Annotated in this window: 18 protein-coding genes; 13 read left to right on the top strand and 5 right to left on the bottom strand. The window is 41.1% G+C overall.

What is annotated here, in order from left to right:
* Window positions 1-483: 483 nt before the first annotated feature.
* The 8 genes from ilvG to QL986_RS07930 all read left to right on the top strand — a co-directional run bounded on the left by ilvG (window position 484) and on the right by QL986_RS07930 (window position 9,655).
* Window positions 484-2,133: an acetolactate synthase 2 catalytic subunit gene (gene ilvG / locus QL986_RS07965; protein WP_024602119.1), complete on the top strand. Its 1,650-nt coding sequence runs from the start codon at window positions 484-486 to the stop codon at window positions 2,131-2,133.
* On the top strand, window positions 2,130-2,372 hold the full coding sequence (gene ilvM, locus QL986_RS07960; protein ID WP_028834467.1) for an acetolactate synthase 2 small subunit: 243 nt from the start codon (window positions 2,130-2,132) through the stop codon (window positions 2,370-2,372). Before ilvG ends, ilvM begins: the two co-directional genes overlap by 4 nt.
* A gap of 102 nt (window positions 2,373-2,474) precedes the next feature.
* Window positions 2,475-4,331, top strand: a complete 1,857-nt coding sequence (gene ilvD / locus QL986_RS07955; RefSeq protein ID WP_036955949.1) for a dihydroxy-acid dehydratase — start codon at window positions 2,475-2,477, stop codon at window positions 4,329-4,331.
* A 2-nt stretch (window positions 4,332-4,333) separates the two neighbouring features.
* Window positions 4,334-5,887, top strand: a complete 1,554-nt coding sequence (gene ilvA / locus QL986_RS07950; RefSeq protein ID WP_013463863.1) for a threonine ammonia-lyase, biosynthetic — start codon at window positions 4,334-4,336, stop codon at window positions 5,885-5,887.
* Between the two features lie 144 nt (window positions 5,888-6,031).
* Window positions 6,032-7,015, top strand: a complete 984-nt coding sequence (locus QL986_RS07945; RefSeq protein ID WP_033104328.1) for an ABC transporter substrate-binding protein — start codon at window positions 6,032-6,034, stop codon at window positions 7,013-7,015.
* 133 nt (window positions 7,016-7,148) lie between these two features.
* On the top strand, window positions 7,149-8,333 hold the full coding sequence (locus QL986_RS07940; protein ID WP_096038095.1) for a methyltransferase: 1,185 nt from the start codon (window positions 7,149-7,151) through the stop codon (window positions 8,331-8,333).
* A gap of 10 nt (window positions 8,334-8,343) precedes the next feature.
* On the top strand, window positions 8,344-9,009 hold the full coding sequence (gene can, locus QL986_RS07935) for a carbonate dehydratase (RefSeq protein ID WP_024602124.1): 666 nt from the start codon (window positions 8,344-8,346) through the stop codon (window positions 9,007-9,009).
* Window position 9,010: 1 nt separating this feature from the next.
* Window positions 9,011-9,655, top strand: coding sequence for an NAD(P)H-binding protein (locus QL986_RS07930; protein WP_028834472.1), 645 nt, complete (start codon window positions 9,011-9,013; stop codon window positions 9,653-9,655).
* Between the two features lie 48 nt (window positions 9,656-9,703).
* On the opposite strand, the gene QL986_RS07925 is transcribed toward QL986_RS07930, so the two are convergent.
* Window positions 9,704-9,967 carry an accessory factor UbiK family protein gene (locus tag QL986_RS07925; protein ID WP_008112735.1) on the bottom strand — a complete coding sequence of 88 codons (264 nt, stop codon included), beginning with the start codon at window positions 9,965-9,967 and terminating at the stop codon, window positions 9,704-9,706.
* Window positions 9,968-10,080: 113 nt separating this feature from the next.
* Here QL986_RS07925 and rep point away from each other — a divergent pair, with 113 nt between their 5' ends.
* Window positions 10,081-12,099, top strand: a complete 2,019-nt coding sequence (gene rep, locus QL986_RS07920) for a DNA helicase Rep (RefSeq protein ID WP_016899315.1) — start codon at window positions 10,081-10,083, stop codon at window positions 12,097-12,099.
* Between the two features lie 13 nt (window positions 12,100-12,112).
* Here the strand turns inward: rep and QL986_RS07915 are convergent, their stop codons facing one another.
* The 3 genes from QL986_RS07915 to elbB all read right to left on the bottom strand — a co-directional run bounded on the left by QL986_RS07915 (window position 12,113) and on the right by elbB (window position 16,115).
* Window positions 12,113-14,677: a diguanylate cyclase gene (locus tag QL986_RS07915; RefSeq protein ID WP_013463870.1), complete on the bottom strand. Its 2,565-nt coding sequence runs from the start codon at window positions 14,675-14,677 to the stop codon at window positions 12,113-12,115.
* Between the two features lie 174 nt (window positions 14,678-14,851).
* On the bottom strand, window positions 14,852-15,244 hold the full coding sequence (locus QL986_RS07910; RefSeq protein WP_016899314.1) for a cytochrome c5 family protein: 393 nt from the start codon (window positions 15,242-15,244) through the stop codon (window positions 14,852-14,854).
* Window positions 15,245-15,467: 223 nt separating this feature from the next.
* Window positions 15,468-16,115: an isoprenoid biosynthesis glyoxalase ElbB gene (elbB, locus tag QL986_RS07905; protein WP_028834474.1), complete on the bottom strand. Its 648-nt coding sequence runs from the start codon at window positions 16,113-16,115 to the stop codon at window positions 15,468-15,470.
* Between the two features lie 510 nt (window positions 16,116-16,625).
* Between elbB and polA the strand changes: the two genes are divergently transcribed.
* The 3 genes from polA (at window position 16,626) to QL986_RS07890 (ending at window position 20,964) form a co-directional block, all read left to right on the top strand.
* The gene (gene polA, locus QL986_RS07900) at window positions 16,626-19,361 is read left to right on the top strand and encodes a DNA polymerase I (RefSeq protein WP_013463873.1); all 2,736 of its coding nucleotides are present in this window, start codon (window positions 16,626-16,628) and stop codon (window positions 19,359-19,361) included.
* A 500-nt stretch (window positions 19,362-19,861) separates the two neighbouring features.
* Window positions 19,862-20,449, top strand: a complete 588-nt coding sequence (locus QL986_RS07895; RefSeq protein WP_013463874.1) for a YceI family protein — start codon at window positions 19,862-19,864, stop codon at window positions 20,447-20,449.
* Window positions 20,446-20,964 carry a DUF1285 domain-containing protein gene (locus tag QL986_RS07890; protein ID WP_013463875.1) on the top strand — a complete coding sequence of 173 codons (519 nt, stop codon included), beginning with the start codon at window positions 20,446-20,448 and terminating at the stop codon, window positions 20,962-20,964. Before QL986_RS07895 ends, QL986_RS07890 begins: the two co-directional genes overlap by 4 nt.
* Here the strand turns inward: QL986_RS07890 and yihA are convergent, their stop codons facing one another.
* Window positions 20,965-21,621, bottom strand: coding sequence for a ribosome biogenesis GTP-binding protein YihA/YsxC (gene yihA / locus QL986_RS07885; RefSeq protein ID WP_013463876.1), 657 nt, complete (start codon window positions 21,619-21,621; stop codon window positions 20,965-20,967).
* A 281-nt stretch (window positions 21,622-21,902) separates the two neighbouring features.
* On the opposite strand from yihA, the gene QL986_RS07880 reads away from it, so the two are divergent.
* Window positions 21,903-22,535, top strand: coding sequence for a c-type cytochrome (locus QL986_RS07880; RefSeq protein WP_013463877.1), 633 nt, complete (start codon window positions 21,903-21,905; stop codon window positions 22,533-22,535).
* Window positions 22,536-22,777: the final 242 nt, after the last annotated feature.

Here is a 22,777-nt window from a genome sequence, read left to right as displayed (position 1 = left end):
TAAGAAACTCTTAAGAAATCGATTTATTTTAATTTTGTTAGATAAAAATGAGGTGGCTTACTAAAAATTAATCAAACCAGAATTCAGTGTTATAAGAATAGTGAATTTCCTGAGTTGAAATGAAGGGATAAAAAATCTATTTAACCTGGTTTAATTGAATTTTAAAACCTGAGTAAGCGTGTTTTTATAATTATTTTGAATTGAATTTGGTGTTGACTTACCGCCCTGAGCGCGGTACTAATATAAAAAGACAGCGAAACAAGATGTTCGCAATGACTAAATCTTAAATGGTACTGAATTTTATGCTTAAAAATGCACTTAACCTAGTCCTGATTATTATCGTGGTGATTATTCCCGCGAGGGCTTCGTAGTGCTTTAAAAAACTAAGCATTGAAAAGCCCTCCGCACTTAACCGTCCGGGGGGCTTTTTAGTTTTAGAGTTAAATTTTTAATGGGTTGTCACACAGGAATGAGGATTTACTAATGACAGGCGCAGAACTAACAATCGATTTACTCGCCAAACACGGCGTAGATGAAGTATTTGGCTACCCAGGTGGTGCTATTATGCCCATTTACGATGCCTTGTATGGTGCGCCTGTAAAACATTATCTTACTCGTCATGAGCAAGGTGCAGGGTTTGCCGCCGTGGGCTATGCACGCAGTACTGGACGTTTAGGTGTGTGCTTGGCAACATCAGGCCCTGGAGCTACTAATTTAATTACCGCATTGGCAGATGCCATGATGGACTCAGTGCCTTTACTTGCTATTACAGGGCAAGTACCAACCGCCGCTATTGGCTCTGATGCTTTTCAGGAAATTGACGTGCTTGGCATGTCGCTTTCGTGTACTAAACACAGTTACATGGTTGAGCGAGCAGAAGATTTAGCCGAAATATTACAAGAAGCGATGCATTTAGCACAAAGCGGCCGTCCAGGCCCCGTTTTAGTTGATATCCCCAAAGACATTCAAATGGCGCAGGTGCCTTTTAAACCTTGGTTAGCGGCAGATGAATACTTACCGCAACTTAATTTAAACCAAGTTGCTATCGCCAATCAATTACTCAGTGAAGCCAAGCAACCCGTAGCGTATGTTGGTGGGGGCGTTCATGCCGCTGATGCGCAAAATGAATTAATGCAATTTTTAAATAAAACGCAGATGCCTGCGGTTTCAACCCTTAAAGCATTGGGCAGTGTATTACCTGATTACGAATATGATTTAGGCATGCTAGGTATGCATGGTGGTCAAGCCGCTAATTTAGCGGTGCAAGAATGTGATGTATTAGTGTGTATTGGTGCTCGCTTTGATGACCGTGTAACAGGCAACTTAGCTAAGTTTGCTGCAAAAGCAAACGTGATTCATTTAGACATAGATGCAGCCGAGGTCGGTAAACGTAAACCCGCAAAGGCTTCTTTAATTGCTGATTTAAAAACCTCACTTCCCGCCCTTGAGTGCGTCGTTACGCCAAAAGCGTGGTGCGATCATAATAAACAAATGATGGTTAAGCATGCATGGCGCTACGACTATCCTGGTGAAAAAGTATTTGCCCCTTATTTACTTAATCAACTAAGCCAGCGTATGCCAAGCACCAGTGTTGTTTGCTGCGATGTGGGTCAGCACCAAATGTGGGTTGCGCAGCATATGAAATTTAACCATCCATGCAACCACTTAAGCAGTGGCGGTGCAGGCACCATGGGATTTGGTTTACCTGCGGCAATCGGCGCACAAATAGCGAGAAAAGATGACTTTGTGATCACCGTATCAGGTGATGGCTCAATCATGATGAATATCCAAGAGCTTGCCACTATTCGTCGTAATAATTTACCAGTAAAAATACTGATACTTGATAACCAGCGTTTAGGCATGGTACGCCAATGGCAGGAGTTATTTTTTGAAGGGCGCTATAGCGAAACTAACTTGTCAGATAACCCTGACTTTGTGCAGCTAGCGGCTGTTTTTGGTATTGCGGGGCAAACGATTACTCATGCCAACCAAGTGGATGATGCAATTACAGCCTTATTAAATAGTGATGGGCCTTACATTGTTCATGCTTGTATTGATGATAAAGAAAACGTATGGCCACTTGTTCCACCTGGGGCTGCTAACGATGAAATGATGACGGAGAAAGCACAATGAAACATAGTTTAACTATTGCCTTAAAAAGCCAAAGTGTCGCAATCGAGCGCTTTTTACGTGTCGTGCGTCATCGTGGTTTTGATTTAACTCACTTGCAGCTCAATATGGACGATGGCCAATATAATATGGCCATGACGGTTGATAGCGATAAACCAATTTATTTGCTTACCAGTCAACTAAATAAATTGGTTGATGTGAAACATGTAACGCTACAAAGCTTACAGCAACAAGCTGTATAACAAAAAATTTAACAGATTTTACGAGTAACTGTTCACGTGGTTACTCATCAATTTTAAGAATGAGGAATGCCCGCATTTATTGCGGCAAATACTGAGGTAACTATGGCTAAATTAAGAAGTGCAACGACTACTGAAGGACGTAAACGCGCAGGCGCAAGAGCATTATGGCGTGCAACAGGCATGACCGACACCGACTTTGGTAAACCAATTATTGCTGTGGTTAACTCATTTACACAATTTGTGCCGGGGCATGTGCATCTTAATCAGCTCAGTGAACTAATGGCTGAAACCATCACCCAAGCGGGCGGTGTTCCAAAAGAATTTAATACCATCGCCATAGATGACGGTATTGCCATGGGGCACGGCGGTATGCTTTATTCACTGCCATCGCGCGATTTAATAGCCGACTCGGTAGAGTACATGGTCAATGGCCATTGTGCTGATGCGATGATTTGTATCTCAAACTGCGACAAAATCACCCCTGGGATGATGTTAGCGGCGCTGCGTTTAAATATACCGGTTATTTTTGTATCGGGTGGCCCTATGGAAGCGGGTAAAACTAAATTAGCCAATATCGATATTAAACTCGATTTAGTAGATGCCATGGTTAAAGGTGCCGATGAATCGGTAAGTGATGCCGACTCAGAGCAAGTTGAACGCTCTGCATGCCCTACCTGTGGGTCGTGTTCAGGGATGTTTACTGCCAACTCAATGAACTGTTTATTAGAAGCAATAGGCCTTGCGCTGCCGGGTAACGGTACCACGCTTGCGACCCACAAAGACCGTAAACAATTGTATGTTGAAGCAGGTGCTCGCATCGTTGATTTATGCCGCGAGTATTACCAAAAAGATAACCAAGACGTACTGCCTCGTGCCATCGCTAATAAAACCGCATTTATGAACTCTATGGTGGTTGATATTGCCATGGGCGGCTCATCAAATACGGTATTACATTTACTCGCAGCGGCACAAGAAGCTGGCGTTGATTTTGATATGTCACACATTGATGAACTTTCACGTAAAACCCCGTTTTTATGTAAAGTTGCCCCAGCTACCGCGCAATACCATATTGAAGACGTACACCGCGCTGGTGGCATGATGGCCATAGTACGCGAGCTTGGTAAAGCCGGCTTGGTTGATTTATCGGTTAATCATGTTGCCGGCATGACCATGGGTGAGCTGGTAAAAAAATGGGATGCAACGGATCCTAATAACGAAGTGGCGCGAAAGTTTTACCGCGCGGGTCCCGCTGGTATTCGTACTACTAAAGCCATGAGCCAAGATTGCCGTTGGGACGAAGGGGATAATGACCGTGAACATGGTTGTATTCGCAGTGTTGAACATGCATTTCGTCAAGATGGCGGTCTGGCGGTACTTTCAGGTAACTTAGCGGTTGATGGCTGTATTGTTAAAAGTGCCGGCGTTGTCGATGAAATGCTGCACTTTGAAGGCACTGCTGTTGTTTATGAGTCTCAAGATGACTCTGTAGAAGGGATTTTAAATGGCGAAGTAAAAGCCGGCGATGTAGTTGTAATTCGTTACGAAGGCCCTAAAGGCGGCCCAGGCATGCAAGAAATGCTATACCCAACCAGCTACTTAAAATCAAAAGGCTTGGCTGAAAAATGTGCCTTGATCACCGATGGTCGCTTCTCGGGTGGTACGTCAGGTTTATCAATTGGCCATGTGTCTCCCGAGGCAGCCAGCGGTGGCGCGATAGCTTATGTTGAAAATGGCGATAAAATTATCATCGATATCGCTACTCGAGAAATCACTTTAGCATTAAGCGATGAGAAACTCGAAGCTCGCAGGCAAAAACAATTGGCTCGTGGTAAACAAGCTTATAAGCCGCTTAACCGCGATCGTTATGTGTCATCTGCGCTTAAAGCGTATGCGCTACTTGCAACCAGTGCTGATAAAGGTGCGGTGCGTGATTTAGCCAAACTGGAGGAGCTTAGTTAGGTATGGTTTCTCAAGAACTCGATTATTTTCGCGCTATTATCCAAGCCAATATGGAGCCTTTAGCTAAGGTGACTGAGGTGAGTGAAATGGCCGAATTGAGTGCACGATTAGGTAATCATGTTTGGTTAAAGCGTGAAGATCAGCAACCGGTGTACTCGTTTAAATTACGCGGTGCTTTTAATAAATTAAATAAGCTGCCAAAGGGCTCGGTCGTGATAACCGCATCGGCAGGCAATCATGCTCAAGGGGTGGCGCTGAGTGCTTCACACCTAGGGCATAAAGCCACCATTGTTATGCCCGTAACGACGCCTGAAATTAAGGTTAATGCGGTAAGGGCATTGGGTGGGGAAGTCGTGTTACATGGTCATCAATTTGATGCCGCAAAGGCGTATGCGCTTGAATTAACTGAGCAGCGAAACGGCGTATTTGTCCCTCCATTTGATGACCCCGATGTCATTGTTGGTCAAGGCACAGTTGCCCGTGAACTAATGCAACAGCTGAACGACTTAGACGTGGTATTTATTCCTGTTGGCGGCGGCGGATTGCTGGCGGGTATGGCGGTATACATTAAATCGCTGCGCCCAGATATCAAAGTGATTGGGGTCGAGGCTAATGAAAGCGCTTGTTTAAAAGCTGCCATGGAAGCGGGAGAGCCTGTAGAGCTAGAAAGAGTAGGAAGCTTTGCCGATGGTGTTGCCGTAAAAATAATTGGTAGCGAAACATTTAGACTGGCGCAAAAGTTTTGCGATGAAGTGGTGACCGTGTCAGATGATGAAATATGTGCTGCCATGCAAGATATTTTTGTATCAACCCGTGCTATTGCCGAACCTTCAGGCGCACTTGCAACTGCAGGGCTTAAAAAATGGTCTCAGCAGTCGGGTTTAAAGGGGTTAAACTTAGCGGCTATTTTGTCTGGTGCTAATTTAAATTTTGATCGCTTACGCTATGTAGCTGAACGTACTGCATTGGGTGAGAAGAACGAAGCATTATTAGCGGTAACAATTGATGAAAAACGCGGTAGCTTTAAACAGTTTTGTGCCTCTTTAGGTGGGCGCGCTATTACCGAATTTAACTACCGATATGCGGGGCCTGGCGAGGCGCAAATTTTTGTTGGTATTGCACTGCGCCAAGGATTAGCAGAACTTGAGGAGCTTAAACAAAGCCTAACCGATAATGGCTATTCGTTTTGCGACTTGTCAGATAACGAATTAGCAAAACTGCATGTACGCTATATGGTTGGTGGTAAAGCGCCAGAGCAGCTACATGAACGCTTACTGCGGTTTGAGTTTCCAGAGTACCCAGGTGCATTAGCGCGCTTTTTAGATACACTGGGTAGTAATTGGAATATCACTTTATTTCACTACCGTAATCATGGCGGTTCAACGGGTAATGTATTGGCAGGTTTTGCTATTGAGCCAAGTCAATATGAGATGTTTAATGAGCACTTAAACCGCCTAGGTTACAGTGTTCAAGACGAAACCCATAACCCGTGTTTCACCCAGTTTTTAACCACACAACCTCAAGCAGAAAAGCTTGAAAAGCTCGCCTTAGCATAATCCTATTTTAAGCAGGCATCTTCTGTGGATGCTTGCTTTATCAGCTGCTTTACATATAGTTACGTTAATCACTACGTTTTTTGGAAACTCTCTTTGTTACTTAAAGGAATGATAATTAGCGCCTGCCTTTTTTGTAGCCAGTTAATGGCGCAGGAATCAGTCACACTACAATTAAAGTGGACACATCAATTTCAATTTGCGGGCTATTATATGGCTCAGCAAAAAGGGTATTATGATGAGGCCGGTTTAGACGTTACTATTGTGCCTGCAGATCAAAAACGACCCAATAGTTTTGGCGCGGTAGAGCGTGGTGAAGCCCAGTTTGGGGTTGCGCATTCTGGTATTTTACAGCAGCGTATTGCAGGTAAACCCTTTGTCGCCATGGCTGCCATATTACAGTTTTCTCCTTATTGCTGGATGGTCAAAGAAAGTTCTGATATTTTTCATGCCCGTGATTTTGTCAATAAACGTGTAAGTGAAGTGAGTAAAGAGAGCAATTCTGAGTTGTTAACTATGCTCAAGCGCAGCGGTATAAATACCGAAAAGTTGGCTATATACAAAGGCGATAAATTACAAAAAGCATGGATGGAAAATAAAATAGATGCCATCGAAGTCTATGTTACCGACTTACCTTATTATATGGATCAGCAAGGTATTGCTCATCGACTTATATGTCCACAACGTTATGGTATGGACGTATACGCAGATATTTTATTTACCAGTGATAACATGATTAAGTACCACCCCGATACGGTAGAAAAGTTTTACCAAGCGAGTTTAAAAGGGTGGCGTTATGCGGTAATGAATATGGATGAAGCCATCGCCATTACTCAGCAGTTTTATGCCCCTGAACGTAGTTTTCATCAATTAGCTTATGAGGCCGAAGTGCTAAAAGACTATATTGCGCCGCCAAGCACCAATGTGGGTAATATGTCGATGGCCAAATGGCGTTTAATTGCTGATTTATATGAGATTGACCAAACAAAGTTTGACGAAGTAAAAGCCGATTTTATTTATAAATATAAAAAACAAGAAACGTTGCAGCTTTCTTGGATGCTGATTGCGGCCATTATTATTAGTATTATTTCTATTCCCCTTTATTTACGGTTAATGTTCAAAGCACGCTAATGGCTAATTTAACCAATAGAAAAGGTGGGAAAGTTAAGTAATCCCCTTGCTCTGCGAGGTTAAAAAAATAACCGCTTAATTAGGCGCGAGTGTACTGGTATAATTTATTGCCTTTTTAATATTTTAAGCTGTTATGACCTTAACTGAGCAATTTACTGCCCTCGATTCGTTACTGATGAATACGCGCTCGTATTGGCAATGTACTGCGTTTGATTTTGACTGTTTACCGTGGCCTGAGTTACACGACCCCCTAACTGCTTTAACTGATCTGGACGTTGCTGAGTTAGATACTGATCAAGCGCAACTTTATCAGTTTTTTTCACCTTACATACCCGGTATTGAGCAATTAAGCCAATTAGCTTCACTCCCTGTCATAACAAGCAGTCGAACGGATTATCCGTTTTGGATTAGTAACGGTATTAAAGGACGAAAGTTTACACAGCTACAAGACTTTGTTGGTGCGCTACCTGCCAATGATCAGCCTATTTTAGAGTGGTGTGCAGGCAAAGGCCATTTAGGACGAATGTTAGCTTTTAATGGTGCGCCGAGCGTGCACAGTATTGAGCTACAATCTCACTTATGTGAGCAAGGACAAAAAAGTGCGCAGCAACAGGGGCTTGCTATGCAATTTAGCCAAGCTGATGTACTCACAGATAACACTCAGGATTTTTTTAACCCACAAACCCATGCCGTTGCTTTACATGCCTGCGGTGCGTTACATCAAACTTTTATGCATCAAGCCAGTGCGGCCAAAGTAACACAAATTAGTTTTTCACCTTGTTGCTATCACTTGTTTACCGAGAATAATTATCAAGCAATGAGCGAACAGGCGAAGCGAAGTGCGCTTAATTTAACTCATCGAGATTTAAAACTCGCCTTGCAAGAAACCGTCACGGCTCCATCGCGAGTGGGCAAAGTACGAAAAACAGAAGTTGAGTGGCGACTCGGGTTTGATGCTTTAAGAAAGTCACTCACCGGTGAGTTGGCGTATGTTAGTGTGCCCTCAGTGAATAAAGCAATATTTTCAGATTCGTTTGAATCATTTTGTAAGTGGGCGGCAGATAAAAAAGCCTTAAAACTGCCAAAAGATATTGATTACAATAAATTTTTATTGATTGGGCAGGCGCGAAAAAAGATAACCGAGCGAGTTGAACTGGTTCGACATGTGTTTAGAAGAGCAATAGAAGTTTGGCTTGTGCTCGATCGTGCTTTATATTTGCAACAGCAAGGCTATAACGTCAGTGTTAGTACATTTTGTGAGAAGCAATTAACACCCCGTAATATTTTAATTTTAGCCAGTTTAACGCCCTCGACCTAAAAGAGATGTAATGAGAAATTTAAATAACCTACTAGAAAATAATAAACGCTGGGCATCTAGAACGAGCGAAGCTAATCCCGAATTTTTTAAAATTTTATCGATGCAACAAAATCCAGAATATTTATGGATTGGTTGTTCTGACTCACGAGTTCCTGCTAATCAAATTGTTGATTTATTACCAGGTGAATTGTTTGTGCATCGTAATGTTGCCAACGTGGTAGTGCACACAGATCATAATTGCTTATCGGTTATGCAGTATGCGGTTGAAGTATTAAAAGTTAAACATATTATGGTTGTTGGCCACTACGGTTGTGGTGGTGTACAAGCGGTATTAAACGAAGATCGCTTTGGCTTTATTGATAACTGGCTACGCCATGTTGGTGATGTAAAAGAAAAGCATTTAGAGCAACTTAATGCTCTACCAGAAAAACAGCGTCTTGATCGTTTAATTGAGCTTAATGTGATTGAGCAAGTGCGTAACGTATCGCGCACTAGCATTGTTCAAGATGCTTGGTTACGAGGTCAAGAGCTCACAGTGCATGGCTGGGTATATGGATTAGAAAACGGTCACCTGCATGATTTAGAGTCGGTAGTTAGCTGCGCTGAAGAAGAATGCACTAGCTATAAAAAGGCAGTACACCATGTACTGAACAAGTCAGCGGGTAGTCACGCTTAATATGGCTAAAACGGCGTTAATAATCGGCAGTACCGGCTTAGTGGGCAGCCAGTTATTACAACAGCTGTTAGCATCTCCTTGCTATACGAAAGTAGTGAGCTTATCGCGCCGCCAATTAGACTTTTCTCATCCTAAATTAACTAGCCATGTTATTGATTTTGAGAACCTGACACATTACGTTGAGTTATTCAAAGGTGACGTGTTTTTTTCCTGCTTAGGCACCACGTTAAAGCAAGCTGGAAGCGCAGCAGCACAGCGTAAAGTTGATTTTGAATACCAATTTATTTGTGCGCAAATGGCGGCCAATAACGGTGTTCCTCATTATTGTTTGGTGTCATCAAGTGGCGCAAATGCGCATAGCATGAGCCGTTACCTAAAAATCAAAGGGGAACTTGAGCAGCAGGTAAAGCAGCTTGGTTTTTCGCGCTTGAGTATATTGCAACCGTCTTTGTTAGTCGGCGAGCGATCAGAGCTTAGAATTGCAGAAAAGTTAGGTGAGGTGGTACTGCCACTGTTAACGCGTTTTGGCATCTTCAAACGGTATAGACCAATAACCGGTGAGCAAGTAGCTAATAAATTGCTAAGGGTGAGCATAGAGCAGCAACAAGCAACGGGTTACTATGTGCTCGACGAGCTATTTGAATAACTGAGTGATTAGCGCCATAAAGCAGGTTCGTCTATGGCGTTATATTTATTATTCTGCGTCTGTTTTTGCCGATAATTGCTGTTCAAGTATCGCTACTTTTGCTTCTAATTCAGTTAGCTTTTCACGGGTGCGGATCAGCACTTGGCTTTGAATATCAAACTCTTCACGGCTTACAAAGTCCATTTCGGCAAGCTTATTTTGTAACACTTGCTTGGTTTTACCTTCAAGTGTATCAGCCAGGTTTTTTACACCTTGTGGCATGTTATTAGTGATCTGTTTCGCAATTTCTTCAAGTTTTGCTGGGTTAATCATAGTCGTCCCTTGCCTGTTGCCTAAAATGATAATAACTAATATTACCTTATTGGCTAGGCGTATTGTAGTGATTACGTTAAAATTGCCCGTCTTTTTGCAATCAGCTGGTCGTTATGAAACTCAATCCTAAACAAGATGAAGCGGTAAAGTACATTAGTGGTCCTTGCTTAGTATTAGCTGGCGCAGGCTCGGGTAAAACACGAGTTATCACCAACAAAATTGCTTACTTAGTACAGAAGTGTGAGTATCAAGCGCGTAATATTGCGGCGGTTACCTTTACCAATAAAGCGGCTAAAGAAATGCGCGAGCGGGTTTTGCAAACCTTAGGAAAGCAAGAGTCTAAAGGTTTATGGGTCTCTACATTTCATACACTCGGGCTTGAAATCATCAAAAAAGAGTTAAAAACACTGGGTTTTAAGCCTGGTTTTTCGCTGTTTGACGACCAAGATACGAATCAACTACTCGGTGATTTAACCGAAGATGAGCTTAAAAAAGACAAAGACTTACTTAATCTACTTAAAATGCAAATTGGTAGCTGGAAGAATGAACTCATTTTACCAGAGCAAGCTATTCGCGAAGCCAGAGAGCCACAAAAAGCCTTGTTCGCTCAATTGTACGCACGCTATCAAAACCAACTTCGCGCTTATAATGCACTCGACTTTGATGATTTAATTATGATCCCCACGCTGCTTTTAAGCAGTAACGCCACTTCACGTGAACGTTGGCAGCAGCGTTTTCGGTATTTACTGGTGGATGAATACCAAGATACTAATACCAGCCAATACCAATTAGTAAAATTGCTGGTTGGTGAACGTGCACGCTTTACTGTGGTAGGAGATGACGATCAGTCAATTTACTCTTGGCGTGGTGCTCGCCCACAAAACTTGGTGCTATTAAGTAAAGACTATCCAGGATTAAGATTAATAAAACTAGAGCAAAATTACCGTAGTGCAGGGCGCATTCTTAAAGCGGCTAATATATTAATTGCAAATAACCCCCATGAGTTTGAAAAAAAGCTCTTTAGTGAACTTGGCTATGGTGAGCAAATTAAAGTCATTGGTTGTCGCGATGAAGAGCATGAGTCTGAGCGTGTGGTTGCAGAGATTATTTCTCATAAGTTTATGAAGCGCACCAGCTATAAAGATTACGCGATTTTGTACCGGGGTAATCACCAAGCGCGTGGTTTTGAAAAGTCGTTAATGAGTAACCGTATACCTTATAAAATTAGCGGCGGGATGTCGTTTTTTTCACGTTCTGAAATTAAAGATATCATGGCTTACTTACGTCTTTTAGTGAACCAAGATGATGACAATGCCTTTTTAAGAATCGTGAATACGCCACGGCGTGAAATAGGCACGGTGACGCTTGAAAAACTAGGCACCTTAGCCAATGAAAAACATCAAAGCTTGTTTGCCACCTGTTTTGATAACGACTTAGGATACAGACTAAAAGGACGTGGTTTTAATGCGTTAGCTGGGTTTGCCCGTTGGGTGGTTGAGCTGTCGGATAACGCAGTACGCAGCGATACCTTAGAAGCGGTCAAAGATTTAGTGCGAAATATTAATTATGAAGCCTATTTATATGAATCATCACCGAGTGCCAAAGCCGCCGAAATGCGGATGAAAAATGTCTCGGAGCTGTACCGTTGGATCACCGATATGCTGACTGGCGATGCCGATAATCCGCCAATGACGTTAGCTGAAGTGGTTAGTAAATTGACCCTGCGCGATATGCTAGAGCGTAACGAGGAAGAAGATGAAGCAGATGCAGTACAATTACTTACGCTGCATGCTTCAAAGGGACTCGAGTACCCTTATGTATTTATGGTAGGCATGGAAGAGGGGCTATTACCACACCAAGTAAGCATTGATGAGGATAATGTAGATGAAGAGCGCCGCCTTGCCTATGTAGGTATTACCCGCGCGCAGCAAGAGCTAACCTTAACGTATGCTAAAATTCGTCGTCAATTTGGTGAAACATCGCAAACGGAGCTCAGCCGGTTTGTGCAAGAGCTACCACAAGATGACTTAGCCTTTGAAAACAAAAAAGCGCCTAATACTCAAGCTGAACGCATGGAAAAAGGCCAAGCTCGGGTTGCAAATTTAAGGGCAATGCTAAAAAAACCACAATAGCATGTGTTTAGCGTTATTTTGATTCTGAGCTTATAAGTGTTGAACGTATCGCGCTTTTAAGTGGGTGCTGTTTGGCAACAAACAAGTTCAAGCCATGCTTATCTAAAAGGGCTCTGAAGTTTAATATTGACGGGCCTTTAGCAATCACTTTAATGTGTTTAAGTTTAGTGATAGCCAGCAAACCTTGTAGCTGCAAGTCATAGCATTCCTGCTGCAATATTCGTTTACTGAAAGTGGAGCTTAATAGTAAGTAATCAAATTCTATCTCGGTCACTAAATTAAGCTCGCATTTATCCTTTGCGAAATTATTTAGACCAATAGAGTAGCCCAGCGCTTTAAGCTGTTTTAAGTTTTCTAGTTGCAGCGCACTGGCGTAACGTAATTCTTGATCATCAAACAACAAACAAAGTGGATCAATGTTTAATGGCTGCTTTAGTGCAGCAGTTAATAAAGAGAACTCATGCTTTTCTAAAAGCAGACTTGAGCAAGGCAGAAGAGCAACGCTTATTTCAGAGTCTTTCGCTTGTTGATACGCTTGTAAAATCAGTTGGAGTTCTACTTTTATATGCTGTTCTTTATCACTTGCAAATTTCTTTAAAATATCAAAACTAGTAAAGCCAAGTACAGGGTGTTCACCAAACGCTTCAAATAATGAGGCATATTGATAATGCTCATCCATAGAAATAATATCTGAGCTACGAAACGTCATAGGTAATACATCAAGATGGTGCAATGTTTGTGACTCATGTTGCAGCATTGGCTCTGTGAGTAACGGGTGAAATAATTCGAAGCGATTTTTACCAGAGTTTTTAGCGTAATACATTGCGGCATCAGCATCTCTAATAATTTCATCTGTATGTTTATAGCTTTGTTTTGAATAAGTGATACCAATACTCGCGCCGCTTTGCACACAAATACCTTTTGTACAAAAAGGTTTTCGCATGATGTTGATGATTCGATTTGCAACATCTTCAGCTTGGTTTGGCTCGGTTAAATGAGTGAGTAAAATTACAAATTCATCTCCCCCTAAGCGTGCTAATAAATCATGCTCACGGATACATTGAGAGAACAACTGACCCACGCTAATTAAAAATTCGTCTCCGGCATGGTGCCCAAGCTGGTCGTTTATATCTTTAAATTTATCAAGGTCAATAAACAGTACCGCAAAGTGCTCATCAGGGTGACGTTGGTAAAACTGTAGCGTTTTTTCTAGCTGCGTTAAAAATAAATTACGATTAGGCAAGCTTGTTAATGAGTCATGGTGCGCATCGTGATACAGCTGCTGCTCTATTTTTTTACGCTCATCAATTTGCATCTGTAAATGCAAATTTGCTTGGCTTAGCTCTTTGGTTTTTTCGTTTACTCGAGAAGCGAGCTCTTGGTGGCTCTTTTTCAGCGCCTGTGAGGCTAATTTTGTTTGTAATACCGTGGCAATTTGATGCGATACAAAGGTTATGAGTTCTGCATCATCTTGTGTGAAAAGGTGTTCATTATTATAAGCTTGGCAAACAATTAAACCTATAACTCCTTGCGATGTTTTTAGCGGAGCGCCAAGCCAGCTGGTGGCTCTTCTAGATTCATCAATTGGTTTTTCACGCTCTACAATGCCACTATCTAATAACTCTTGTGCTCTTTGCGGGTGAATTATTTGTGTTTCTTCGGTGCTGATCACCAGCTCACTGTACCCTTTTGCAAAGCGCCTTGGTTGGGTGCTGCCTTGAAATTCGTCAACACTGTAAGGAAAACTAATCCAGCCCGTTTCTTTATCATACAAGGCAATATAAAGATTTTTTGCGTAAGTGATGGTTTTTATTATTTCGTGTATTTGAAAATAAGCATCATCTAGGTTTTTAGCTTGAGTTGTCAGCTCTGAAATTTTAAATAATATTTGCTGGCGTTGCAGGGCGCTTTTTCGCTGTTGTATTTCAACATTTAAAGCATCATTGCTTTGCGTTAATGCACGGGTTCTTAGTTTTACTTCTGATTCGAGCAACTCTCGTTTCTTAACGCGTTCAATAGCTGTCGCTAAATAAAGTGACATTGCTTCAAGTAGGTTTATTTGTTGCGAACTATAACCTTGCTCAGTGTCGTAACTTTGCGCTGCTAATACGCCAATAATATTTTTTTCTTGATAAACTGGAACGCCTACCCAGTGTTCTGCAGGTGTACCTAATGCTTTAAATAAGCCTTGCTGTGCAGCATCATGCATTTGTTGCTTAGTGAAATAAGTGGTCTTTCCTTGCTTAAACACATAACCCGTTGCGCCTTCTTCAAAATTATTCTCCCGATTAAGTGGTACAGAAATTCCATCTTTTTCATCAGAAAAATAAGACAGTTCCAACTGTTGTGATTGCGGCTCAACAAGCACCACATAAAAGCTTTTACTCGGGACATACTTTTGTAAAATGTCATGAATAGCTGGGTAAAGTAAGGTTAATTCGGCAACAGTACTTGCTTGCTCTGATAGCTGTATCAGGGCATTGTGGAGGTGGTAGGCATGTTTGTACTTTTTCAATAGTGCTTTTAGTCGTTTATTTTGGCGCACTACGCTACTCGGTACAATGAGTTTATCTTCCAATGATGTTTAACCAGTTATAATTTTTTGTATAGTTATTAATCATTATAGTTCCACTTTTAACATTTTGCGTCAAGTAGATATTTATCTTAATTATGCTGCGAAAAATCGATAATTAGAAACAAAAAAGGCTTACTGTGAGTAAGCCTTTCATTTATAGTTTTAGCCTGACTGATTTTATTTAGCAGTCATAAAGTCGATTGCTGCGCTTATTTCATCATCAGAACAATCCATACATGTACCACGTGGCGGCATTGCATTGAAGCCGTTGATTGCATGATCTAATAAGGTATCTTTTCCTTTAGCAATACGAGGAGCCCAATCGTCAGCTGATTTAGGAGCGCCTAAAGCACCTGTACCATGACAAGCAAAACAGGCCGCTTGATATACTTGCTCGCCTGAACGAGGCCCTGTTGGTGCAGCAACCGCTACTTTTTCACCTTCAAGGTAAACAGCACCGATAGGCGCTAAACGTTTTTTAATTGCATCTTCAGTCATAGAGTTATCATATGGCTGTGCGTATGCGGTGGTTGCTAGCACAAGTAATGCTGCAGCTGATAGTTTTTTCATTTTGCCTTGCCCACTTCAATTTGAACGTGATCAATCACGATTTTAAATGACGGAATTTAAACCAATTATAACTCCACTAAGTCATTTATAAAATGCTCAGAGTCGATTTTATTTAGAAATACGACTAATGATTGTCTTAACTCAATAAAATTACATGGTTTAGCGCATAGTTAAATTATAAAACGGGATCATCACGCCTTTAATGCGATCAAAGCCCTTACGACTAACTCATAGCTAATACGTTACGCACTAACTTATCGATTCCTGCATCTGCATCCATAATAGACTGTGCCAACATATAGGCCGGTGTCGTAACGAGTTTATTGCTTTTATCAATAACAATATCATCCACTTTACACTCTACGTGTTCAGCGCCTAATGTGCTAAGAGCCTCGGCTGTGTCGCTATCATTACCAATAGTAAGCTGAGGTTTATGATAAATAAAAGGCAATAGAGCCGGTGCAATACACATGTAACCCGTGGCTTTTTTTGCATCCGCAAACGCTTTACAAGCGCTAAGTACTGCCTCGTTTACTTTAGCGTTAGTGCCATTAATAGCAAAGTCAGATAGATTTTTAGCTACCCCGAAGCCCCCAGGGACAATGAGTGCATCAAATTGTGTAACGTCTAATTCAGCGAGTGACTTTATATTGCCACGGGTGATGCGAGCTGATTCAACTAATACATTTCGCGGCTGTGCTATTTCTTCACCAGTGATGTGATTAATGGTGTGGTACTGCTCTATATCAGGTGCAAAGCACTGATACTGAGCATTATTTTTTTCAATGTGTAATAAAGTCAGTACCACCTCATTAATTTCACTACCATCAAACACACCACAACCTGCTAAAATTACAGCTATATTTTTCATATCATTTCGCTCCATTAAAGTCTCTTAAATAAAGTTTAACACGATGAATCAGCCGATTTAAAAATTTATTTGCTCGTTTTTTAGGCGCAAAGCACGTTGTTATGCGCTATATGCCATTTAGTGATTAGTAGCCATGAAAAAAATTATAAAGGATCGCTATGATCTTTGATCCATTATGCTAGAATGCTCATCCAGTTATTTAAATGGACGTAAATAATTAAGGTGGGTTATAAAATCAGTGACGGTATAAATGCTTTTTCCACATTAATAAAAAAATAATAAAAAAGAACCTCGAATTATCTTTTTTTAAACAAAACAATAAATTACAAATTAATCTAGGCATTTCAAGGTGCTTCGGATGAATTGCTTGTGGGTGTTATCTACATAGTTATCCACAACTTACTAAAAATGTAGCGCGATTACTCACATTAATTCACAGTCGTTTTATTTACTGCCTTATGGCATGCTTACACTCATATTACTTTTTTGTATTTAGGATCCAATTTTACCATGGCTCAGATCCCCGAAAACCCGCTTATTTTAGTTGATGGCTCTTCATATTTGTTTCGTGCTTATCATTCACCACCACATCTAACCAACTCTAAGGGTGAGGCCACCGGTGCCATTTATGGCGTGGTAAACATGCTTAAAAGTTTAATCAAACAATATGATCCCTCACATATGGTGGTGGTATTTGACGCCAAAGGTAAAACCTTCAGAAATGATATGTACAGTGAGTATAAAGCGAACCGTCCGCCAATGCCTGATGATCTGCGTACTCAAATAGCGCCGCTGCACAGTATTATCAAAGCAATGGGTTTTCCGTTAATTAGTATTGAGGGCGTGGAAGCCGATGACGTAATCGGTACTTTTGCACGGATTGCCTCTGAGCAACAACGTCATGTGCTGGTATCGACTGGTGATAAAGATATGGCGCAGTTGGTCAATGAGCATGTAACCTTGATTAATACCATGACCGACAGCATTTCAGATCCCGAAACTGTGGTTGAAAAGTTTGGTGTTGGACCTGAACTTATTATCGACTATTTAGCTTTAATGGGCGACAAAGTAGATAATATTCCTGGCGTTGAGGGTTGTGGACCTAAAACAGCGGTTAAATGGTTACAAAAGTACGGATCGCTTCAGGGCGTAATTGATAATGCTTCTGATATAAAAGGTAAAATAGGCGAGAAACTGGCAAAAGCGATTGATCATTTACCGTTAAGCTATGAGCTTGCCACTATTAAATGTGATGTTGAGGTTGAATCTGATCTTGATACTTTTAAATTACAAACACCGAATAAAGACGAATTAATTGCCTTATACGGTGAATGTGAGTTTCGTCGTTGGCTAGCTGAATTGCTAGACAACCCAAAAGATGCCGACACACATTTAGCAGTCCCAACGCAAGAGAATGAGCTGCCAAAAGTTGAAGATGCGCACTATGAAACTATTTTAACTGAGGCCCAATTTGAGACATTAATAGAACAGCTTAATGAAGCTGAGCTATTTGCTTTTGATACAGAAACAACCAGTTTAGAGTATATGAAAGCGCAATTGGTCGGTATGAGCTTTGCGGTTAAAGCAGGGGAAGCGGCTTATTTACCAATAGCACACGATTACCCCGGTGCGCCCGAGCAGTTAAGCCTTGAATTTGTGATGCAAAAGTTGGGGCCGATATTAGCAGACGAAAATAAAGCTAAAGTAGGTCAAAATCTAAAATACGATAAAAGCGTGCTTGCCAATGCAGGCTATGAATTAAATGGTATTAAGTTCGACACTATGTTGGAGTCTTATGTATTTAATAGCGTAGGCACCCGTCATGATATGGACTCGTTGGCGCTTAAATATTTAGGCCACAAAAATATTAGCTTTGAAGATATTGCAGGTAAAGGTAAAAAGCAGCTTACATTTAATCAAATAGAACTTGAAAAAGCAGCGCCTTATGCCGCTGAAGATGCCGATATTACTTTGCGTTTGCACCAAGTGTTATGGCCGAAACTTGAAGCGGATGAAAAACTAAAATCGGTGTTTGAAGATATAGAAATGCCACTAGTAAGTGTTATTTCTGATATTGAGCGCACCGGTGTTGCTATCGACAGCAACATGTTGGCCACGCATAGCCAACGTTTAGGTGAGCGATTACTTGAGCTTGAAAAAGAAGCGTTTGAAATCGCGGGCGAACCGTTTAACTTAAGCTCACCAAAGCAACTACAGGTGCTGTTATTTGAAAAGCTCGAATTGCCCGTTATCAAAAAAACACCTAAAGGCGCGCCCTCTACAGCAGAAGAAGTACTACAAGAGTTAGCGCATGATTACCCATTGCCTAAAGTGATTATTGAGCATCGTGGTTTATCTAAGCTCAAATCAACCTACACCGATAAGTTACCCTTGATAGTCAATGAACGCACGCAGCGAGTGCATACTTCTTATCACCAAGCGGTAACAGCAACAGGTCGATTAAGCTCAAGCGATCCTAATTTACAAAATATTCCTATTCGTTCAGAGGAAGGGCGTCGTATTCGTGAAGCGTTTATTGCCGCAGATGGGTATAAAATTGTGGCTGCCGATTACAGCCAAATAGAACTGCGTATTATGGCGCATCTCTCGCAAGATAAGGGATTACTAAGCGCATTTGCTAATGGCTTAGATGTTCACAGTGCCACGGCTGCTGAAGTATTTGGGGTTGAGCTTGAAGAGGTAACATCAGATATGCGCCGTAAAGCTAAAGCGGTAAACTTTGGCTTAATTTATGGCATGTCAGCATTTGGCTTAGCACGTCAACTTGATGTACCACGCCATGAAGCGCAGCATTATATTGATAAATATTTTGAGCGTTTTCCAGGTGTTTTAGAATACATGGAAACAACGCGTGAGAAAGCGGCCGAAAATGGCTATGTAGAAACAATTTTTGGCCGTCGCTTACATTTACCAGAAATAAATGCGCGCAATGGCGCTCGTCGCAAAGGCGCTGAGCGCGCAGCAATTAATGCACCGATGCAAGGCACTGCGGCTGATATTATTAAAAAAGCGATGTTAAGCGTGCATGCTTGGGTTAATCAGCAAGCACCTAATACAGTTAAGCTGCTCATGCAGGTACACGATGAATTGGTATTTGAGATTAAAACAGAATGTACTGAGCAATATACCAAACAGATTTGTGAGCTGATGTCACAAGCGGCGCAGTTAGATGTACCACTTATTGTTGAAGCTGACGAAGGTGATAACTGGGAACAAGCACACTAATTTAGCGCTACTGTACTGGTTTTAATATAGGCCAAATACAGAGTCAAAAAAGAGAATCATAAAGCGCCGCTAGGCGCTTTTTCTTTATCTTGCAGGTTAAAAAAAAGTTAAATTAAACAGCAGTTTGTATTAAATCGTTAGAGGTTCGTCAATTCGCTACGATTATCAATAATATGCTTGTATTTTTACACTTGCTTTTGGTAAAGTGCCGCCCGTCCTCATCCTGTAGGACATCCTGTTGATGATGCATCGTAAGATGCAACGTATTAATAGCTTCTCCCCAGTTTGCTATATCGGCCTATCATATATTTGATGGGCCGTTTTTTTATTGTCTTGCATCCAAGCGTTAAATTTATTCTCTAATTGCACTTAGCGTTTCAAGTGATACCATCAGTCTACTTAGCATTTTCGATTTACCACACAGTAACTAATGATTTTCAGCTGGGCTGATCAAAGTATTATTTTTACCGGTATAAGTCTTTTTATTTTAGGAGTGCATTATGTTTAAAACGTTAGCTATCGCAGGTTTATCTTTATCATGTTTACTAGTTTCAGGTGCTGCATCGGCAAACTGGCAACTATTGAACGATAAAAGCCAATTAAGTTTTGTATCAATTAAAAAAAATAGCATTGCTGAAGCAAGTCACTTTACTCAGTTAGCTGGGCAGCTGAGCGATCAGGGTCAATTTAGCGTAAACGTTGATTTAACCTCAGCCGAAACCTTTATCCCTATCCGTAACGAACGTTTAAGTAAGATATTGTTTGAGTCTGACACGTTTGCAAACGCAGTATTAACCGCTGACTTATCTGATAAGTTGTCACTTATTAAGCAACCAGGGCAGTACGTATTAAAAGGTATTAGCGCTGAGCTAGACTTTCATGGTCATAAAAAGCCACTTGCTGTTGATGTACTCGTAAGCAGTGCGGCCAATGGAGATTTAAGTGTGGCATCATTCACTCCTATCATTATCAACAGTGATGACTTTAAGATCACCGAAGGGGTAATGCAGTTACAAAAATTAGCCGGATTACCTTCAATTGCTACTGCCGTGCCAGTTACTTTTGCACTGACATTTAAAAAACAGTGATTTCACTTAACGAGCTTAGCAAGCAACTCAGCGAGCCAAGCAAACCTTTTGAACAATGGCAGCCCGCTCACTGCGGGCAGTTACCATTATTGATTGATGAGCAAGGTAAATGGTTTTACGCAGGTAGTGAAATTACCCGTCAATCAATGGTGAAACTTTTTGCCAGTGTATTATGCAACGAAGATGGGCAGTTTTACTTAAAAACACCCGTAGAAAAAATCGCGATTGAGGTGAAGGATGCGCCTTTTATTATTGTAAATTGGCATAGTGAAAAGACATCAGAGGGAAGTGTTATTTGTTGTATTGATAACTTAAACCGCACATGGCTATTAAGTCGTTCTGAGTCACTTTATATCAATGACTACAAAGGTGCGGCTGTGCCTTATATGCAGTTACCCTACGGCTGCTTTGCGCGAGTTGCGCGAAATGTGTTTTATCAGTGGGCTGAAATAGCCGAAACAGATGAGCTCGGCTATTTTATTACCTCCGCACAGCAGAAATTTTACTTACAGTAATTATTCGCTATCTGGCGCTACTAAATCAGCAGGTGGAACGGCCACGATTGGGCCTAAATACCACTCATCTAGCTTTTTAGCGACTTCTGGTAAGCCGGTGCCTTTAAGTGATGAAAATGCATGAACCGTAATATCGCCATCTAATTCACTTAACTCACGACGTACGCTAAGAACTTGTGATTTACGCGGACCTTGCTTTAGCTTATCGGCTTTAGTTAATAGTGCCAATACCGGAATTTCACTGCCTACAGCCCAATTAATTAAGTCGCGGTCTAAATCTTTTAATGGATGACGAATATCCATTAATACCACAATACCTTTTAAACTTTGACGTTTTTGCAGGTATTCGCCTAGCGATTTTTGCCATTTCTTTTTCATTTCAATCGGCACTTTTGCAAACCCATAGCCAGGTAGGTCAATTAGGCGCATATTATCTACATCGGCAAGTTCAAAGGTGTTGATCAGCTGAGTACGGCCGGGTGTTTTACTGGTTCGTGCTAACTTTTGATCGGTTAGGGCATTTAGCGCACTTGATTTACCTGCATTAGAGCGACCGGCAAACGCGACTTCAATTCCCGTATCAGCAGGTAATTTAGTGATGTCTGGCGCGCTTGTAACAAAAGACGCAGTGTTATACTTGATACGAGATTTGAGCACAGGCTCTCCTAAAACTTAAAAAAATAACATTGGGTAAACCAAATTCACCCGTGGCGCGTATTTTATACTATAAAGTAGCTATTAAAAAGTGTATTTGAGCATGTAAGATCATTGCTGACAGTACATTTTAACTGGCTTAGCGTTTAATTTTACTCAAAACCCTATAATTTATAGGTTTAATGTGTGTAGAAAACGTGCCAGAGAATTTAATATCGTGTAGAATATAAAAATCACAACATCCATATTGTAGATGATACAGGGTCGGAAACAGAGAATTCACCATGAAAAAAATAGCACTATCTTTAACTATATTGCTTGGTGCGTTGTCAGCAAGCAACGCAACAGCATTTGATGGCGATGTAAACGCAGGTAAAGAAAAATCAGCAACGTGTGCGGCTTGTCACGGCCCAGACGGTAATGCGCCGGTTAACATCTACCCAAAAATTGCAGGCCAACACGCAGATTACATATACAAGCAACTTACTGAATTTAAATTAGGTATGACTTCGGGCGGTAAAGAAGGTCGTATGAATCCAGTAATGAGCGGTATGGCAATGCCATTAAGTGATCAAGATATGAAAGACTTGGCTGCTTACTTTGCTTCTTTGAACATGTCTGAAGGTGCTACACCGAAAGATGTTCAAGAAACAGGCGCAATGTTATATAAAGCAGGTGATGCTGAGCGCGGTATCCCATCATGTGCGGCTTGTCATGGTCCACGTGGTAATGGCTCTTCACTTGCTAAATTCCCAAAGATTTCTTTCCAACATCCAGAATACATCAAGTCACAACTTGAACAGTTCAGAGATGGTGTTCGTAATAACGACCTAAATGGTGTTATGCAGGACATTGCAAAGAAACTAACAGATAAAGACATTGAAACACTCTCTAAATACCTTGGTGGTCTACACTAAAGTCGTATTTATTTAGATGTTGTTAACATAATATAATGTTAATTAGTGAAAAAGGCAGCTTTAGCTGCTTTTTTTGTGCCTGCCGTGACCGATAAAGCTCCTTCTCTTGTAAGACATTGACCATACTTTGGTGTAAGAAAAATCTCATTTTATTTTTATTTTTTAATGTAACTTATTGTAATTTATATTTTTTAGTGTTTTTTGTCATATGTAGTACAAGAAAAAAGATATAAATTAGTTGT

This window comes from Pseudoalteromonas sp. APC 3250 (genome assembly GCF_030407915.1).
In the GTDB taxonomy this organism is placed as follows: Bacteria; Pseudomonadota; Gammaproteobacteria; order Enterobacterales; family Alteromonadaceae; genus Pseudoalteromonas; species Pseudoalteromonas tetraodonis.
This window is presented reverse-complemented; position numbering and strand designations above follow the sequence as displayed.

What these genes read in the sequence shown, in the direction of transcription:
- ilvG (WP_024602119.1), top strand. Translation starts at nt 484, where the DNA reads ATGACAGGCGCAGAACTAACAATCGATTTACTCGCCAAACACGGCGTA.
- ilvM (WP_028834467.1), top strand. Translation starts at nt 2,130, where the DNA reads ATGAAACATAGTTTAACTATTGCCTTAAAAAGCCAAAGTGTCGCAATC.
- ilvD (WP_036955949.1), top strand. Translation starts at nt 2,475, where the DNA reads ATGGCTAAATTAAGAAGTGCAACGACTACTGAAGGACGTAAACGCGCA.
- ilvA (WP_013463863.1), top strand. Translation starts at nt 4,334, where the DNA reads ATGGTTTCTCAAGAACTCGATTATTTTCGCGCTATTATCCAAGCCAAT.
- QL986_RS07945 (WP_033104328.1), top strand. Translation starts at nt 6,032, where the DNA reads ATGGCGCAGGAATCAGTCACACTACAATTAAAGTGGACACATCAATTT.
- QL986_RS07940 (WP_096038095.1), top strand. Translation starts at nt 7,149, where the DNA reads ATGACCTTAACTGAGCAATTTACTGCCCTCGATTCGTTACTGATGAAT.
- can (WP_024602124.1), top strand. Translation starts at nt 8,344, where the DNA reads ATGAGAAATTTAAATAACCTACTAGAAAATAATAAACGCTGGGCATCT.
- QL986_RS07930 (WP_028834472.1), top strand. Translation starts at nt 9,011, where the DNA reads ATGGCTAAAACGGCGTTAATAATCGGCAGTACCGGCTTAGTGGGCAGC.
- QL986_RS07925 (WP_008112735.1), bottom strand. Translation starts at nt 9,967, where the DNA reads ATGATTAACCCAGCAAAACTTGAAGAAATTGCGAAACAGATCACTAAT.
- rep (WP_016899315.1), top strand. Translation starts at nt 10,081, where the DNA reads ATGAAACTCAATCCTAAACAAGATGAAGCGGTAAAGTACATTAGTGGT.
- QL986_RS07910 (WP_016899314.1), bottom strand. Translation starts at nt 15,244, where the DNA reads ATGAAAAAACTATCAGCTGCAGCATTACTTGTGCTAGCAACCACCGCA.
- elbB (WP_028834474.1), bottom strand. Translation starts at nt 16,115, where the DNA reads ATGAAAAATATAGCTGTAATTTTAGCAGGTTGTGGTGTGTTTGATGGT.
- polA (WP_013463873.1), top strand. Translation starts at nt 16,626, where the DNA reads ATGGCTCAGATCCCCGAAAACCCGCTTATTTTAGTTGATGGCTCTTCA.
- QL986_RS07895 (WP_013463874.1), top strand. Translation starts at nt 19,862, where the DNA reads ATGTTTAAAACGTTAGCTATCGCAGGTTTATCTTTATCATGTTTACTA.
- QL986_RS07880 (WP_013463877.1), top strand. Translation starts at nt 21,903, where the DNA reads ATGAAAAAAATAGCACTATCTTTAACTATATTGCTTGGTGCGTTGTCA.